Source organism: Pseudomonas sp., assembly GCF_046581935.1.
GTDB lineage: Bacteria > Pseudomonadota > Gammaproteobacteria > Pseudomonadales > Pseudomonadaceae > Aquipseudomonas.
On the sequence record NZ_JAYGFK010000018.1, the window covers coordinates 69,173 to 84,197 of the forward strand.

Here is a 15,025-nt window from a genome sequence, read left to right on the forward strand (position 1 = left end):
GCTAAACGCAACGGTCTTGCTTATCGGACTTTGGCTCGCCCTGTTTGCTAGAGCGTAAACAGGCTTTATGTTTTTGTATAGGTTTTGTACAAAGTATGCGCTGAGCGGCTTGAGTTACAATGCGCGCAATATTTTTCTGTGATACCTCCGCCCATGTCCGATCTCGTTGGTGCTTCGTCCCTCGTTTCGAGTGCCCTCAAGCAGGAAGAGCTATTTCCTATTCGTGAAGTGGCGCGCCTGACCGGTGTAAACCCAGTCACCCTGCGTGCCTGGGAGCGGCGTTATGGGCTGATCCAGCCCACCCGCACCGACAGTGGCCATCGGCTCTATTCGCAGGTCGATATCGAGTCGGTACGCAGTATCCTGGCGTGGATCGAGCGCGGTGTTGCGGTGAGCAAGGTCGGTAAGATTCTTGCCAAAGGTAGTGCAATTAAATCCGCCAGTTCGCCGGTCTATGAAGAACTCAGCGCCAACGAGTGGGGCGAGTGGCAAGCCCAGCTGCGCCGCGCCATCAGTGCCTTTGATGACGTGCGCCTGGACCGGTTGTACGGCCAGATATTCTCTAGCTACCCCTTGCCCGTGGTGTTTCAGGACATCCTGATGCCGCTGTGGCAGGAGCTGTTGCTGCGCCAGGACGAATACGGCCAGAGCAGCGAGTGGTTGTTCCTTGACACCTTCTTGCGCGCACGCACGCTGCAGCGCTTGCAGGTACTGCGCAGCCAGGTTGAAGAGCGCGTGCTGTTGGCCGCTTTGCCAGGCCATTGCCGTGAGTTGGAGTTGCTGGTGGCGGGTCTGCTGCTGAGTAGCACAGACACCTCCGTAAGTGTCCTCGGGCTGGGGCAGCCTCTTGAGGAATTGACCCTGGTCTGTGAAAAAATGCAGCCCCAAGCACTGGTGCTGTTCTCCAATCAGCCGCCCAGCGACGACCTGCCAAAGGTCTTGTCGCGCCTTGCGCTATCGCTGGATTGCCCGCTAGTGATGGCCGGTGATGGTGCTGATCTGGCCGAGGAAAGCCTCAGCGGCTCGCCAATTGCCTGCCTAGGCAACGAAGGACGCCTGATGCAGCGTCGGTTGCAGCAGTTTCTAGCTGGTCATCTAGATACCTAGCAGGCTGTTGAAAAACTACCTGCGTTGGCAATCCTGCGTTAAAAACGACCTCAAAATGCTCATTTACAACCGTAAACTCCGCTTTTTCGGCCGTTTTTGCCTTGTCTTGCCTGCCTCGCCTACATTTTTCAACGGCCTGCTAATCCACCGTACTAAACCCGCTTGGCTGCTGCCTGCAATGGCTATGGTGGTGGGTATTACTGTGTCTGCGATTTAGCGTTGATTTCGATTACTTGTACATTCTGTACAAGAAAGTGCTTGCGGTTGGGCTTTTTAAGCTATACAAAAGCTGTACATTTTTAATTATCGTACAGTTTTAGCTTGTACAGTTTGAGGGCTTAGCAACATGACTCAATATCGCGCGCCCCTTTGTGACATGCGCTTCGTGTTTGACGAGGTGCTCGACGCTTATGCCACCTTGCAGTCGCTGCCTAGTCAGCGCGAGTTCGGAGACGACCTCGGTGGCGCCATTCTGGAAGAAGCCGCCAAGCTGGCGGAGAACGTCCTGGCTCCGCTCAATGGCCCAGGCGACAAGCAAGGCTGTGATTACGACCCGCAAACTAAATCGGTGAAAGCGCCGGATGGTTTTCGTGCGGCCTATCAGCAGTTTGCCGAAGGCGGCTGGACGTCGCTGGCCTGTACCCCGGAGTTTGGTGGTCAGGGCTTGCCTCATGTGTTGAACATGATGGTCGAGGAGATGGTTTGCTCGGCCAACCTCTCGCTTGGTATGTACCCAGGCTTGACCCATGGCGCAATTAACGCACTGACAGCCCACGGTGCGCATGAGCTGCAGGAACGCTACTTACCGAAGCTGATCAGTGGCGAGTGGACCGGCACTATGTGCTTGACCGAGCCGCAGTGCGGTACTGATCTGAGCCTGATCCGTACGCGGGCGCTGCCCCAGGCTGACGGCAGTTATGCCATCAGTGGCACCAAGATCTGGATCACTGGCGGTGAGCACGATCTGGTCGACAACATCGTGCATCTGGTGCTGGCCAAGCTGCCGGATGCGCCAGATAGCGTGAAAGGTATTTCGCTGTTCCTGGTGCCCAAGTTCCTTGCAGACGGCAGCCTTAATCCAGCGTTCTGCGGCGGTTTGGAGCACAAGATGGGCATCAAGGGCTCCGCCACCTGCGTGATGAATTTTGAAGGTGCGCAGGGCTGGTTGATCGGCGAGGCTAACCAGGGCCTCAAATGCATGTTCACCATGATGAACTCGGCGCGCCTGATGGTTGGTATGCAGGGCCTTGGCATTGCCGAAAGCGCTTATCAAATCAGCTTGGGCTTTGCCAAAGAGCGCCTGCAAAGCCGCTCACTGTCTGGCCCCAAGGCGGCAGATAAGTCGGCCGACCCGATTATCGTGCACCCGGATGTACGGCGCATGTTGTTGCGTCAGAAGGTGATGATCGAAGGTTGCCGCGCGCTGGCATACTTCACCGGTTTGCATGAAGACGTCGCCCATGATCACGAAGACCCTGCCGTGCGCGAGCAGGCCGATGATCTGGTGCAGCTGCTGACTCCCGTGGTGAAGTCGTTCCTCACTGATGAGGGCTTCAACTGCGCCAACGAGGGCCTACAGGTGCTCGGTGGTTCCGGTTACACCGAAGATTGGGGTATTGAGCAACTGGTGCGTGACTCCCGCATCACCCGTATTTATGAAGGCACCAATGGCATTCAGGCGCTCGATTTGGTCGGGCGCAAATTGGCCCTGGGTGGCGGCCGCGCGGTGCGCAGTTACTTTGCCTTGATCGAAACTTGGCTCAAGGCTAACGCTAACGCTGAGCATGTTGCTGCGCTAAGTGCTGCGCTCAAGCAGTTGCAGCAGGCCACTCTATGGATTGCCTGCGAAGGCATGAAAGATTCTGAGCAGGCTGGTGCTGCGGCTACGCCTTATCTGCGGTTGTTCGCGCTGGTTAGCCTGGCCTGGATGTGGGCGCGGATGGCGGCGGTGGCCAAAGCCAAGCTGGCTGCCGGCCGCACGGAAACAGTGTTTTACGCTGCCAAATTGAAGTCTGCGGACTTCTTTATGGCGCGCATCCTGACTGAAACCGACAGCCTGCTGGCTGAGGTTAAGGCCGGCAAAGCCACGTTGATGGCCTTCAGCGAGGAGGAGTTTGCTGCCTAAAACGACTGCGCAATCCGGTAGCTACTAGCACCGCCCATTTTCGGCTATCGGATTTTTTTATCCCTGCAGCAGGAGTTTCTCCTGCATCTTAGGCCCGCGCGATTGCGGGTCTTTTTTTGCCTGCGATTTAGCAGTTCAGGTGTTGGCTGTTGAGCGGCGTCCGATGTTTAGCCGCTGTTCTTGCTGACGATGCTGCTGGTAGATGAACTGGCGCAGGTGTTCGTCGCTTTGCGGGTCTAGCGTGTGCAACTGATAAGCCAGCAGGCCGCTCTCGGTTTCACGGACGAAAACCCCGGCTACAGCGATTGGCTGCTGTTCATCTACCGGTAAAACCAGGTGGAAGTGCTTGGGCGGTTTGCGCGTGGCGCGGTGTTCTATCAGTGCACCATTCATTGACAGTTGATGAATCCACAGGTCGCTGGGTTTGGCTCGCTTAGTGTGCAGTGGTAGCGGTTCCGGTAAGGGCGAGCGCCAAGCGCGGTCTATTTCGCCCTCATCGATAATCTGCGGGGCGCTGAGTTGTAGGCAGGGCGTGTTTTTCTCGTCCTGGCTGAGAAGCAGGTCAAAGGTCAGATGCTGGTTGGCGATGTGCGCATGCAGGCTCAGTTGCTCATTAACGGCGCAGTGCGAGAGCAGTTCACTCAACTGTTTGGCAATATCCACCTGCAGGCGCGGTTGTTTGCGCTGTTCAGTGGTCGCTGGCTGATGCAACTGGCGAATAAAGGCCAGTTCTGCCTGGGTGAGGAGTGCTTGTTCTTGCATGGGAGCGGTCTACGTCAAGCTCTGAAGACTTTGTGACCGCGTCTATTCAGATTAGTTATTACCGCTCGTCGCCTGCAGGCGGGCCAGTTCAGCCTTGAGGGTCGCCAGTTCGGCCTCCAGCTCTTTGACCCGCTCCTGCGCCTCGACCTGTTCGGTGACGTTCTTTTGGATGCCGATGTAGTAGGTCAGCTGGTCGGCGTCATTGACCACCGGGGTGATCGACAGCTCGTTCCAGAACACGCTGCCGTCTTTACGGTAGTTGCGGATGATCTGGCGGCACGGGCGGTGCGTCTTCACCGCCTCGCGGATCGCCTGCAAACCAGCTTGGTCGCGGTCACCGGCCTGCAGGAAGCGGCAATCCTGATAGAGGATGTCTTCGCTGGCGTAGCCGGTAAGTTTTTCAAAGGCAGGGTTGGCATAGATCAGAATGTTGTCGTCACCTTCCTGTTCGGCAACCACGATGCCGTCGTTGGAGGCGTTGATCACCAGTTGCAGTAGCTTGGCGTTGATCATGAGGCGATTTCCCAGTCTATGTCCGCTGCATTCTAAAACATCCGGGCGGGCTGTCTACTTGCGGCATAATGCCCAGCTTATCGACTTGGTTCTGTATGTTTCGGAGTTTTGCATGAAAATCGCCATCTTTTCCGGCTCGGTGTACGGCACCGCCGAAGAAGTTGCCCGCCACGCCGAGCACCTATTGAATGCTGCTGGCCTTGAGGCTTGGCACAACCCACGGGCCAGCCTGGCCGACGTTCAGGCTTTTGCCCCGCAAGCTTTTCTGGCGGTGACCTCGACCACCGGCATGGGTGAATTGCCGGATAACCTGCAGCCGCTGTACTACGCCATTCGTGACCACCTGCCGGCCTGGAGCGGTCTGCCGGGCGGGGTGATTGCCCTGGGTGACTCCAGCTACGGCGATACCTTCTGCGGCGGCGGCGAGCTGGTGCGCGAGCTGTATGCCGAGCTGGGCGTTCGTGAAGTGCTGCCGATGCTGCGCTTGGACAGCAGTGAAAGCGTAACCCCGGAAAGCGATGCCGAGCCCTGGCTGGCTGATTTTATTGCGGCGCTGCAAGGCTGATGCACCCGCGCGCGCAAGAGCTGATCGCCGCGCTGCAATTGCAGGCTCACCCGGAAGGCGGTTACTACCGCCGGCTGTTCGAGTCGCCGCAGCAGGTTGCCGATGGCCGCTTGTGTAGTACGGCGATTATCTTTCTGTTGCCGGTGGGCGTGGTTAGCCGCTGGCATCGGGTTGATGCCGACGAGCTGTGGCACTTCTATGAAGGCGCGCCGCTGGAGTTGCTGATCGCCGAGCAACCTGACGCCATTCGCCGTGAACGTCTGGGCTTGGTGGCACCAGAGCAATTGCCCCAGCGCGCGGTGCTGGCACATGCCTGGCAAGCGGCGCGCAGCTTAGGTGATTTCACCTTGGTGGGCTGTACCGTGGCCCCGGGGTTTGACTTCGCCGGGTTTCGTTTGCTCAGTGATGATGCCCAGGCGCAGTGCGACTGGCCGCTGTTAACTCAGTTGTATCCTGAGTGTGTCTAACGCGGTTGCTGACCTGCAAGGCCACCAAGCTGGCCGCTAGAGCGACTTATCTTTCTCCCCGTCCTCGCTAGACTGTTGCGGGCCTGCTGCCGGTTTATCTGCTGCTGCATATGAATCGGCTAGGGCTCCCATAACAAGAACAGCCGAGGAACATGCCATGACCGCCGCCCCCGCTCTGCCTGTTGTAAGCCTCAAGGATCAAGTCTCTGCCGCCGAATGGCAGACCCGCGTCGACCTGGCCGCGTGTTATCGGCTGATTGCCCTGTATGGCTGGGATGACCTGATCTTCACCCATATTTCAGCGAAGATTCCCGGCAGCGAAGATTTCCTGATCAACCCCTACGGCTTGATGTTCCATGAAATCAGCGCCTCCAGCCTGGTGAAGATCGACCTCGCCGGCAACAAGCTGATGGACAGCCCGTTTGACATCAACCCGGCGGGTTACACCATCCACAGTGCCGTGCATGAGGTACGCCATGACGTGGCTTGCGTGTTGCACATCCATACCGCAGCGGGGATCGCCGTTTCAGTGCAGAAGCAGGGCTTGCTGCCACTCTCGCAACAGTCTTTGTTCGTCCTCTCCAGCCTGGCCTATCACGGTTATGAAGGCGTAGCGCTGAACCATGATGAAAAGGCCCGCTTGCAGGCCGACCTGGGCGACAAGAACTTTATGATCCTGCCCAACCATGGTTTGCTCACCGCCTCCAGTAGCATTGCCGACACCTTCCTGATGATGTTTACCCTGCAGCGCGCCTGCGAGATTCAAGTGATGGCGCAGGGTGGCGGCGCTGAGCTGATCCACATCCCGCAGCAGATCCTTGATGGAGCCAAGACCATGCTCGCGGGCGTGATGAAAACCTCACAAGGCATGGGCGGCTCGCTGGCGTGGCCGGCGCTGCTGCGCAAGCTCGATCAACAGATGCCGGGTTACGCCGCATGACAGCGCTGCCAGGTATTGCCCTGGCGGACTGGCGCGCGCAGGGTCAGCACTTCAGCTTTCGCGGGCATGACATCCGCTACTGGACGGCCGGGCAGGGCGAGCCACTGCTGTTGATCCATGGCTTTCCCACGGCCAGTTGGGACTGGCATTACCTGTGGGCGGCCTTGGCGGATAAATACCACGTGATTGCCTGCGACATGCTCGGTTTTGGCGACTCAGCCAAGCCGCGCGGGCACGCCTACAGCCTGCTGGAGCAGGCCGATCTGCAGCAGGCGCTGCTGGCGCACCTCGGTGTTGATAAAGCGGTGCATGTTCTCGCCCATGACTATGGCGACAGCGTTGCTCAAGAGTTGCTGGCGCGTCATCAGCAAGGGCAGTTTACGCTGGCCAGTTGCGTGTTCCTCAACGGCGGCTTGTTCCCGGAAACCCATCACCCGGTATTACTGCAAAAGCTGCTGCTTAGCCCTGTCGGCCCGCTGATAGGCCGATTGTTCAGCCGTAAAAAGCTGGCGCAAAGCTTTGCCAGGGTGTTCGGCCCGCATACGCAGCCTAGCGCCCGTGAGCTGGATGACTTCTGGAGCCTGATTGCCGCCAATAACGGCCCCGCCGTGATGCATCGCCTGATCCGTTATATGCCTGAGCGCCGCGTGCAGCGTGAGCGTTGGGTCGCCGCCATGCAGGCTACAGGTGTGCCCATGCGCGTGATCGACGGTGCCGTTGACCCAATCTCCGGCGCGCATATGGTGGCGCGCTATCGTGAGCTGATAAGCAACGCCGATACCGTGTTGCTCAAGCAGATTGGCCATTACCCACAGACCGAGGCTCCCGCTGAGGTGCTGAAGCACTATCTACAATTTCGTCAACAGTTAGGAAACGCAGCATGCAGCGACGCACGGTCTTGAAGGGAGCCGCCCTCGGCGGCGTGGCGGTTATAGGCGCGGGTTTCTGGGCATTGCCCAGCGGCGTGGCACCGGGGGCCTTGACGCTGAGCAGCGCGCAACAGGTGCTGGCGGACTTGGCCGCGCGTGAGCTGGTCAGCCTCAAAGGCTGGAGCCCTGTCGAAGTGTTCAATCACTGTGCGCAGAGCATCGAATACTCCATCAGCGGTTATCCAAAGCTCAAACCAACCTGGTTTCGTAGCAGCGTCGGCCCGCTGGCGTTCAGCGTATTTGCCGCACGTGGGGCCATGCGTCACCCGCTGGATGAGGCAATTCCCGGCGCGGCAGCGCTGAGCCAACCGGCCACGCAAGCCTTGGCACTTGCGCGTTTGCAGCAAGCATTCGCCGACTTCGCGGCATATCAGGGCGAGTTACAACCGCATTTTGCCTATGGCGCACTGAGCCATGCGGATTACGCCCAGGCCCATGTGCTGCATCTGTACAACCACTTGAGCCTGATCCGCAGGGCTATCTAGACCCTGCAAACTCGCTGCTGAAGCGCCTCCTACAAGCTGAACCCCGCTGACGATAGATCGTGGGAGGTGCTTTCGGCTCTGGCCTCCTGCTTCGCTCTACCTCCTGCATCCGTGCAGTCGTAGCCGCGATAAATGAGCCACCCTTATGCGATTGCCTAAGCCTGACTATCCCGCTGCTTTATTACGCACCATTCAGGGCTGTTTGTTTCTGTTGTGACCAAAGTGCATCTGCTGGACACTCGGTGCATTGTTAATCTGCCGAGGAATGCTGCATGAGCGACGCCATCCGTTTTCAAGATCAGGTTGTAATCGTCACCGGCGCGGGTGGCGGCCTGGGCCGCGCCCACGCGCTGCTGTTCGCTAAACACGGTGCCAAGGTGGTGGTCAACGATCTGGGCGGCAGCACCCACGGCGAAGGGGCCAACGCCTCAGCGGCAGACAAAGTGGTTGAGGAAATCCGCGCTGCTGGCGGCACCGCCGTGGCCAACCATGATTCGGTGACCGACGGCGAGAAGATCGTCCAGTGCGCGCTGGATACCTTCGGCCGTATCGATGTGGTGGTGAATAACGCCGGCATCCTGCGTGACAAGACCTTCCACAAGATGGAAGACGCCGACTGGGATCTGGTTTACAAGGTGCACGTCGAGGGCGCCTACAAGGTCACCCGCGCCGCCTGGCCGCACATGCGCGAGCAGGGCTATGGCCGAGTGATCTTCACTGCATCGACCTCCGGCATCTATGGCAACTTCGGCCAGTCCAACTACGGCATGGCCAAGCTCGGCCTGTATGGCCTGACCCGCACCCTGGCCATCGAAGGGCGCAAAAACAACATCCTGGTCAACGCCATTGCCCCGACTGGCGGCACGCGTATGACCGAAGGGCTGATCCCGCCGCAGGTGTTCGAGCAGCTCAAGCCCGAGCTGGTCAGCCCACTGGTGGTGTACCTTGCCAGCGATGCCAGCGAAGAAACCTCCGGGTTGTTCGAGGTCGGCGGCGGCTGGATGGGTAAAGTGCGCTGGGAGCGCAGCCTGGGTGCCGGCTTCGACCCACGAGCCGGCTACAGCCCGGAAGACGTAGCCGCCAACTTCGCACAGATCTGCGACTTCGAGGGCGCAGCCCATCCGAAGGACAATATTGAAGCGTTAAAAGAAATGATGGATCACCTGCAGAAGTTCGCCCTCTGATTGCGCCACTCTGGCGGGGAGATCGGTCAGCAGGCTAATTTCCACCGCGCAGGGTTTTAAGGTGAAGGCCGGCTAAATGCCGGCCTTTGGCTTTTTAGGGAGCAGGTTATGCGCGTCATCATCGAAAAGAACGGCCCGGTTACTACCCTGACCATCAACCGCGCGGAGGTGCGCAACGCGGTTGATCGGCCGACTGCCGAGGCGCTGGCCGCGGCCTTGCGTGCCTTTGAAGCGGACGAGCAGGCACGGGTGGCGGTATTGGCTGGTGCGGGCGGGACTTTCTGTGCAGGCGCTGATCTGGGCGCGGTGGCCGCAGGCGCTGAGTGTGCCAATCGCCTGGAAACCGAGGGTGACGGGCCGATGGGGCCTAGTCGCATGCAGCTGAGTAAACCGCTGATCGCTGCCATCGAAGGTCACGCGGTTGCCGGCGGGCTGGAGCTGGCGCTGCTCGCCGACTTGCGGGTGATGGCTGATAACGCGGTGCTTGGGGTCTTTTGCCGACGCTTTGGCGTGCCGCTTATCGACGGCGGCACCGTGCGCTTGCCACGGATTATCGGCCAGGGCCGCGCGCTGGATCTGATTCTCACCGGTCGCCCGGTTTTGGCTGAAGAGGCGCTGAGCATGGGCCTGGTCAATCGGGTGGTCGCAGCCGGTAGCGCGTTGGCTGCCGCGCAGCAGTTGGCGCTGGAGATTGCCGGCTTCCCGCAAAGCTGCATGCTCGCCGACCGCGCCAGCGCCTATGCGCAGTGGGACCTGCCGTTTACCCAGGCCATGGCCAATGAATTTGTCGGCGGCATGGCGGTGATTGCCAGCGGTGAAACCCAGGACGGAGCGCAGCGCTTCAAAGATGGTAAAGGGCGCCACGGCACATTCTGATTGACGTGTTTACGGCTTACCCGGAATCCCGTATTTGCGCAGGCGCATGGCAATCGCGCTGTGCGAGGTGTGCAGGCGGGTGGCCAGTTGCCGGGTAGAGGGGTGGCTGGGGTAGAGCTTTTCCAGCAGGGCTTTTTCGAACTCGGCAACCGCGTCTTCCAGGCTGCTGACTTCGCCATCGGCCTGCTGTGCGGCCACAGCGGTGCCGGCGATATCCAGATCATCGATCTGCACCAGGTTGCTTTCGCAGATGGCGGCGGCGCGAAAGATCACGTTCTGCAGCTGGCGCACATTGCCGGGCCAGCGGTTGCCCAACAGCGCCGGGTAGGTGTCTGGCGTCAGGCGGCAGGGCAGGCGCTGGATCTGCGCGCAGGCCTGCTGCATAAAGTGCCGGGCGAGCAGCAGAATATCCTGACCGCGCTCGCGCAGCGGCGGCACTTCCAGGTTAAGCACGTTGAGGCGATAGAACAGGTCTTCGCGGAACGCGCCTTCGCTGACCATTTTTTCCAGGTCGCGGTGGGTGGCGCTGAGGATGCGCACATTGACCTTGACCTCATGCTGGCCGCCTACCCGGCGGAAGCTGCCGTCGCTCAAGAAACGCAGCAGTTTGGCCTGCAAATAAGGCGACATTTCGCCGATTTCATCGAGAAACACTGTGCCCTGGTTGGCCAGTTCCAGCAGCCCCGGCTTGCCGCCGCGCTGAGCGCCGGTAAAGGCGCCGGGGGCATAGCCGAACAGCTCGCTTTCGGCGAGGTTCTCCGGCAATGCCGCACAGTTAAGTGCCAGAAACGGTGCGCTACTGCGCGTGCTGATGGCATGGCAGGCGCGTGCGACCAGTTCTTTGCCAGTGCCGGTTTCGCCCTGGATTAACAGCGGTGCATCCAGGGTGGCGACGCGCTGGGCGCGGGTTTTTAGGTTACGAATCGGCGCAGAGTCGCCGAGCAGTGAGTCAAAGCCTTCGGCGTGGTCATGGTGCAGCGCGGCCAGGCGTTCGCCGATGCGACTCGGTGCGTACAGGCTGAGCAGCCCGCCGGTGAGGCGGCGTGCGCCGTCGTCGACACTTTCGGTAATCGGTTGTGCGTCCAGCAGCAAGGCTTGGCCCTTGAGGGTGACTTCGCGCATCGGCAGGCGAAAGCCTTGTGAGAGTAACTCCGCTTGCAACTGCGGGTCGGCAAACAGTTCGCCAATGGCCAGGCCTTCGGGCTGCTGGCCGCACAGTTCGAGCAGTGCCGGGTTAGCCAGTAGCACGCGGCCCTGGTTGTCGACCGCCAGCACCGGGTCGGTCATGGCAGCGAGTAGGGCGTCGAGCTGCAAGTGGCGGCGCTGGCCGGGGAGAATGTCAACAATGGTCACGGCCTGTACGCCTTGCACCTTGAACAGCGCCTCGCGCAGTTCATCGAGCACCGCAGGGCTGAGGGTCGGCGCATCGATATAGACGTTGGGCGGCACCATCTCTACCGCATCCAGGTTGAGATTGCGCCCGCCGAGCAGGGCCAGCACTTCCTGGGTGATGCCAACGCGATCGATAAAGGTGACGTGAATACGCATGGAAACGGGCGGCCGATTGGTTTACAGGTGCGCCAGTATGCCCGGTCTGTCTGGCTTAGTTAACTGGACGGAGGCAGCGGGCACCTATGGCGCACGCCGGCTGTATGAGTGGGCGTGGCGGCGGCTATAGCTCCAGCTTGTAGCCCACGCCGTAGATCGAGTGGATCAGCTCCTGCTGCGGTGCCACTTGTTCCAGCTTGCGCCGCAGGTTTTTGATGTGGCTGTCCACGGTGCGGTCGGTGACGATGCGGTGGTCGCTGTAGGCGCTATCCATCAGTTGATCGCGGGAAAATACCCGCCCTGCTGGTGTCGCCAGGCAATGCAGCAGACGGAACTCCACCGGTGTGAGGTCCAGTTCTACCCCTGCGTAGCTCGCCCTGTAGGTCGCCGCATCCAACTGCAAGCTACCACTGGACTGCGTCGGGCGGCGGCGCAGGATGGCACGTACGCGGGCCATGACCTCACGCGGGCTAAACGGTTTGCAGATGTAGTCGTCGGCACCTAGGTCCAGGCCGAGCAAGCGGTCCACTTCGTCGACCCGAGCAGTGATCAGCATGATCGGCACTTCGCTGAAGGTTCGCAGTTCGCGGCAGATATCCAGGCCGTCACGGCCGGGGAGCATGATATCGAGCAGGATCAACTGCGGCTCGGTTGCCCGCACGGCAGGCACTACAGCCAAACCGTCGTGCAGGCAGGTTACCCGGTGCCCGGCGTTTTGCAGGTAGTCGCGCAGTAGGGCAGCTAGTTTGGGCTCGTCTTCCACTACCAGAATATCGGCGCTGTCCAGTTCGTCGTTGTTGAGCATCAGTGTGCTTCCCGAGGCAGGCTGAGCTGCAGCCATAGACCGCCGAGTGGCGAAGAATGGGCGTCCAATGTGCCGCCGTGGGCTTCAGCAATGCTGCGGCAGATTGCCAGGCCCAGCCCTGCGCCACCACTGGCTCGCCCGCGTGAGGCTTCGCTGCGAAAGAATCGCTCGAATAATCGTGGTAAATCCTCCTCGGCCACGCCGGGTGCGGAGTCGAGCCAGTCCAGCACGATATGACCGTTCTGCTCCTGCAGGCGGATGCGCAGTCGGCCACGTGCGTCGGTGTAGCGCAGGCTGTTCTCCAATATATTGCCGAGCAGTTGACGCAGGCGTGCGGCATCGGCCAGCACCGGCATGGTCGTCATGGGCAACTGCAGTTCAAAGGCCAGGCCTTGTTCTTGGCAGCGCTCAAGGGCACCGCTCAGGCTTTCATGTAGCAGCTCCACCAGATCCAGCGGCTGTTTGCGATAGGTCAGTGCGCCGACATCGGCCATCGATAGTTCGTACAGGTCGCTGACCAGTTGGTTGAGTTGGCCGACTTCCTGTTGCAGCGAATGCAGCGAAGCCGCGTCGAACCTGCGCACGCCGTCTTCCAGCGCTTCCAATTCGCCGCGCAGCACCGCTAGCGGGGTGCGCAGCTCGTGGGAAATATCAGCCATAAACTCACGGCGCAGTTGTTCGTTGCGTTCGAGTGTGTGCGCCAGTTGGTTGAAGTCGCGGGCGAGTTGACCGACTTCGTCATCGTTGCTGACGCTGACCCGCTCGGCATAATCGCCTGCGGCTAGGCGATGAGTGGCGGCTGCCACCTGGCGCACCGGGGCCAGCAGGCGGCGAGCGGCCCAACCGGCGATGAGCGCAGCCAGCAGCAAGGACAGCGCAGCGACCACCAGGCTGGATAGCAATTGGTTATGCAGCAGGCGTTCTCCGCCGACCTCGGTGACGCTCTGGAATGGTGCCATGGCCAGCCAGCCGACGGTTTTTCTGTCTACTACGATAGGCATGCGCACGGCATCGCTGCCCATCTCGATAAAGCCCATGACCTTGTGCTGTTGCATATCCAGTAGGGAGATACGAAACACTGCGCCAGTGAGGTCGGAAACCGGTACGTCCCAGGACGTACGGTCCTGAATTTGGCCGCCTTGTGGGTGAATCATGCCGACCCAGTCATCGCGATTGTCGCGCAGGAAATCCCAACTGCCGTGGCGGCGATATGCCTCGCTAAAGCGCGGCAGTACGGTGACCATGCGCTGTTCGGTCAGCTCGTTGATATAGCCGATAAAGCCGCGGCCGAAGCTCCAACCACCGGCCACGAACATGGCCAGGGCGACGAATAGGGCGGTGCTGAGTACGGCAAGGAAGAGTTTGCGCGACAGGCTGAGTTTCATGACGCACCAAAACAGAGGACTAACCTCTATTAAGGCTGTCTGCGTCGTGGGTTTCAACGATCTGACGGTAATCTTCAAATTTTCTGCACATTTGCCCGTCAGCATGAGCCAGTCGAAATACGATCATTGCCGGTCAGATGCCGGCTGGAGAGCGTCATGTCATCTACTTTCAGTCGGCTGGTGGTCGGCCTAGCGTTGCTGGTCAACCTGTTCGTCATGCTTGCTCTGGTCGGTTGTAAACCGGCTGCCGAGCTGCCAGTGCGCGGCCCCACAGAAGTTGGGGTGACCACTTTGGCTGTGCAGTCGCAAACAGTTACCAGCGAATTGCCCGGGCGCACCAAGGCCTGGCTGACTGCAGAAATCCGCCCGCAGGTTGGGGGTATTGTGCAGAAGCGTCTGTTTACCGAAGGTGCCGAGGTCAAGGCGGGCGAGGTACTTTATGTGATTGATCCGGCAACCTATCAGGCCGCCTTCGATAAAGCGCGTGCCAGTACTGCAGAGGCTAAGGCTGCACTCAATTCGGCACGGCTTAAGGCGACTCGTTACGCCGAGTTGGTGAAAGTCGATGCCATCAGCCAGCAGGATAATGAAGATGCCCAGGCTAGCTTGCAGAGTAATCAAGCGGCCTATCAGGCCGCTCAGGCCTCGGAGAAAAGCGCACGCATTGATCTGACTTACACGCGCATCACGTCACCTATCGCGGGGCGTGTGGAAAGCTCTAGCGTTACCCCGGGCGCGCTGGTTACCGCCAGTCAGGACTCGTCGTTGACCACGGTGCAGCAGCTTGATCCGCTGTACGTTGATATCACCCAGTCCAGCGCCGAGGTGCTGCGTCTCAAGCGTGAGTTTGCCGCCGGCCGCTTGAGCAAAGCCAGCGATAACGAAGCGAAGATTGTCCTGCGTCTGGAAGACGGTAGCCAGTACAAGCACGCGGGGCGTTTGCAGTTCAGCGCTGCCAGTGTTTCGCAGAGTACTGGCAGTGTCGTCTTGCGTGCCGTGGTGCCTAACCCCGATGGCCTGCTGTTGCCCGGGATGTACGTTCGTGCGGTGTTGGAGGAGGCGGTGGATGAGCAGGCGCTGCTGGTGCCGCAGCGCGCTGTAACTCGTGGCCACAGTGGCTCCAGCAGTGTGTTGCTGGTGGTGGGCGGCAAGGTCGAGCAGCGCGAGGTCGTGCTGGGACGTAGTGTCGGCAATCAATGGTGGGTTGAGTCCGGGCTCGCTGCCGGCGATCAGGTGATTATCGAGGGTGGACAGAAGGTGAGCAGCGGTGACAGCGTCAGTGTGGTCGCCGCTGGTTCCCCGGTCACGGCCATCCCCCTGACCAACGACTGAGG

Annotated in this window: 15 protein-coding genes; 10 read left to right on the top strand and 5 right to left on the bottom strand. The window is 60.1% G+C overall.

Annotated elements, in window-relative coordinates:
• Positions 1-153 precede the first annotated feature (153 nt).
• Together VCA57_RS16480 and VCA57_RS16485 are read left to right on the top strand one after the other, a co-directional pair.
• Positions 154-1,107, top strand: a complete 954-nt coding sequence (locus VCA57_RS16480; RefSeq protein WP_411186159.1) for a MerR family transcriptional regulator — start codon at positions 154-156, stop codon at positions 1,105-1,107.
• Between the two features lie 346 nt (positions 1,108-1,453).
• Positions 1,454-3,232 carry an acyl-CoA dehydrogenase C-terminal domain-containing protein gene (locus VCA57_RS16485; protein ID WP_411186160.1) on the top strand — a complete coding sequence of 593 codons (1,779 nt, stop codon included), beginning with the start codon at positions 1,454-1,456 and terminating at the stop codon, positions 3,230-3,232.
• Between the two features lie 135 nt (positions 3,233-3,367).
• On the opposite strand, the gene VCA57_RS16490 is transcribed toward VCA57_RS16485, so the two are convergent.
• A complete protein-coding gene (locus tag VCA57_RS16490; protein ID WP_411186161.1) occupies positions 3,368-3,994 on the bottom strand; it encodes a hypothetical protein in 627 nt (208 codons plus the stop codon).
• 51 nt (positions 3,995-4,045) lie between these two features.
• A complete protein-coding gene (locus VCA57_RS16495; protein WP_411186162.1) occupies positions 4,046-4,507 on the bottom strand; it encodes a PAS domain-containing protein in 462 nt (153 codons plus the stop codon).
• A gap of 112 nt (positions 4,508-4,619) precedes the next feature.
• Between VCA57_RS16495 and VCA57_RS16500 the strand changes: the two genes are divergently transcribed.
• The 7 genes from VCA57_RS16500 to VCA57_RS16530 all read left to right on the top strand — a co-directional run bounded on the left by VCA57_RS16500 (position 4,620) and on the right by VCA57_RS16530 (position 9,953).
• Positions 4,620-5,072 carry a flavodoxin gene (locus tag VCA57_RS16500; protein ID WP_411186163.1) on the top strand — a complete coding sequence of 151 codons (453 nt, stop codon included), beginning with the start codon at positions 4,620-4,622 and terminating at the stop codon, positions 5,070-5,072.
• Positions 5,072-5,539, top strand: a complete 468-nt coding sequence (locus tag VCA57_RS16505; protein WP_411186164.1) for a cupin domain-containing protein — start codon at positions 5,072-5,074, stop codon at positions 5,537-5,539. The genes VCA57_RS16500 and VCA57_RS16505 overlap by 1 nt, the downstream gene beginning before the upstream one ends.
• Before the next feature lie 157 nt (positions 5,540-5,696).
• On the top strand, positions 5,697-6,479 hold the full coding sequence (locus VCA57_RS16510; RefSeq protein ID WP_411186165.1) for a class II aldolase/adducin family protein: 783 nt from the start codon (positions 5,697-5,699) through the stop codon (positions 6,477-6,479).
• A complete protein-coding gene (locus VCA57_RS16515; protein ID WP_411186166.1) occupies positions 6,476-7,381 on the top strand; it encodes an alpha/beta fold hydrolase in 906 nt (301 codons plus the stop codon). Before VCA57_RS16510 ends, VCA57_RS16515 begins: the two co-directional genes overlap by 4 nt.
• Positions 7,360-7,893, top strand: coding sequence for a DUF1569 domain-containing protein (locus VCA57_RS16520; protein ID WP_411186167.1), 534 nt, complete (start codon positions 7,360-7,362; stop codon positions 7,891-7,893). The genes VCA57_RS16515 and VCA57_RS16520 overlap by 22 nt, the downstream gene beginning before the upstream one ends.
• Before the next feature lie 272 nt (positions 7,894-8,165).
• A complete protein-coding gene (locus VCA57_RS16525) occupies positions 8,166-9,077 on the top strand; it encodes an SDR family oxidoreductase (protein WP_411186168.1) in 912 nt (303 codons plus the stop codon).
• 108 nt (positions 9,078-9,185) lie between these two features.
• The gene (locus VCA57_RS16530; protein WP_411186169.1) at positions 9,186-9,953 is read left to right on the top strand and encodes a crotonase/enoyl-CoA hydratase family protein; all 768 of its coding nucleotides are present in this window, start codon (positions 9,186-9,188) and stop codon (positions 9,951-9,953) included.
• Positions 9,954-9,962: 9 nt separating this feature from the next.
• Here the strand turns inward: VCA57_RS16530 and VCA57_RS16535 are convergent, their stop codons facing one another.
• From VCA57_RS16535 to VCA57_RS16545, 3 genes are all read right to left on the bottom strand, one after another.
• On the bottom strand, positions 9,963-11,501 hold the full coding sequence (locus tag VCA57_RS16535) for a sigma-54-dependent transcriptional regulator (protein ID WP_411186170.1): 1,539 nt from the start codon (positions 11,499-11,501) through the stop codon (positions 9,963-9,965).
• 124 nt (positions 11,502-11,625) lie between these two features.
• A complete protein-coding gene (locus VCA57_RS16540) occupies positions 11,626-12,306 on the bottom strand; it encodes a response regulator (RefSeq protein ID WP_411186171.1) in 681 nt (226 codons plus the stop codon).
• A complete protein-coding gene (locus VCA57_RS16545) occupies positions 12,306-13,691 on the bottom strand; it encodes an ATP-binding protein (protein ID WP_411186172.1) in 1,386 nt (461 codons plus the stop codon). Before VCA57_RS16545 ends, VCA57_RS16540 begins: the two co-directional genes overlap by 1 nt.
• Positions 13,692-13,847: 156 nt before the next feature.
• Between VCA57_RS16545 and VCA57_RS16550 the strand changes: the two genes are divergently transcribed.
• Positions 13,848-15,023, top strand: coding sequence for an efflux RND transporter periplasmic adaptor subunit (locus VCA57_RS16550; RefSeq protein WP_411186173.1), 1,176 nt, complete (start codon positions 13,848-13,850; stop codon positions 15,021-15,023).
• The last annotated feature ends 2 nt before the right edge of the window (positions 15,024-15,025 follow it).

Bases quoted from the DNA above. Each gene is read 5' to 3' on its own strand.
- VCA57_RS16480 (WP_411186159.1), top strand. From the start codon at position 154: ATGTCCGATCTCGTTGGTGCTTCGTCCCTCGTTTCGAGTGCCCTCAAG.
- VCA57_RS16485 (WP_411186160.1), top strand. From the start codon at position 1,454: ATGACTCAATATCGCGCGCCCCTTTGTGACATGCGCTTCGTGTTTGAC.
- VCA57_RS16490 (WP_411186161.1), bottom strand. From the start codon at position 3,994: ATGCAAGAACAAGCACTCCTCACCCAGGCAGAACTGGCCTTTATTCGC.
- VCA57_RS16495 (WP_411186162.1), bottom strand. From the start codon at position 4,507: ATGATCAACGCCAAGCTACTGCAACTGGTGATCAACGCCTCCAACGAC.
- VCA57_RS16500 (WP_411186163.1), top strand. From the start codon at position 4,620: ATGAAAATCGCCATCTTTTCCGGCTCGGTGTACGGCACCGCCGAAGAA.
- VCA57_RS16505 (WP_411186164.1), top strand. From the start codon at position 5,072: ATGCACCCGCGCGCGCAAGAGCTGATCGCCGCGCTGCAATTGCAGGCT.
- VCA57_RS16510 (WP_411186165.1), top strand. From the start codon at position 5,697: ATGACCGCCGCCCCCGCTCTGCCTGTTGTAAGCCTCAAGGATCAAGTC.
- VCA57_RS16515 (WP_411186166.1), top strand. From the start codon at position 6,476: ATGACAGCGCTGCCAGGTATTGCCCTGGCGGACTGGCGCGCGCAGGGT.
- VCA57_RS16520 (WP_411186167.1), top strand. From the start codon at position 7,360: ATGCAGCGACGCACGGTCTTGAAGGGAGCCGCCCTCGGCGGCGTGGCG.
- VCA57_RS16525 (WP_411186168.1), top strand. From the start codon at position 8,166: ATGAGCGACGCCATCCGTTTTCAAGATCAGGTTGTAATCGTCACCGGC.
- VCA57_RS16530 (WP_411186169.1), top strand. From the start codon at position 9,186: ATGCGCGTCATCATCGAAAAGAACGGCCCGGTTACTACCCTGACCATC.
- VCA57_RS16535 (WP_411186170.1), bottom strand. From the start codon at position 11,501: ATGCGTATTCACGTCACCTTTATCGATCGCGTTGGCATCACCCAGGAA.
- VCA57_RS16540 (WP_411186171.1), bottom strand. From the start codon at position 12,306: ATGCTCAACAACGACGAACTGGACAGCGCCGATATTCTGGTAGTGGAA.
- VCA57_RS16545 (WP_411186172.1), bottom strand. From the start codon at position 13,691: ATGAAACTCAGCCTGTCGCGCAAACTCTTCCTTGCCGTACTCAGCACC.
- VCA57_RS16550 (WP_411186173.1), top strand. From the start codon at position 13,848: ATGTCATCTACTTTCAGTCGGCTGGTGGTCGGCCTAGCGTTGCTGGTC.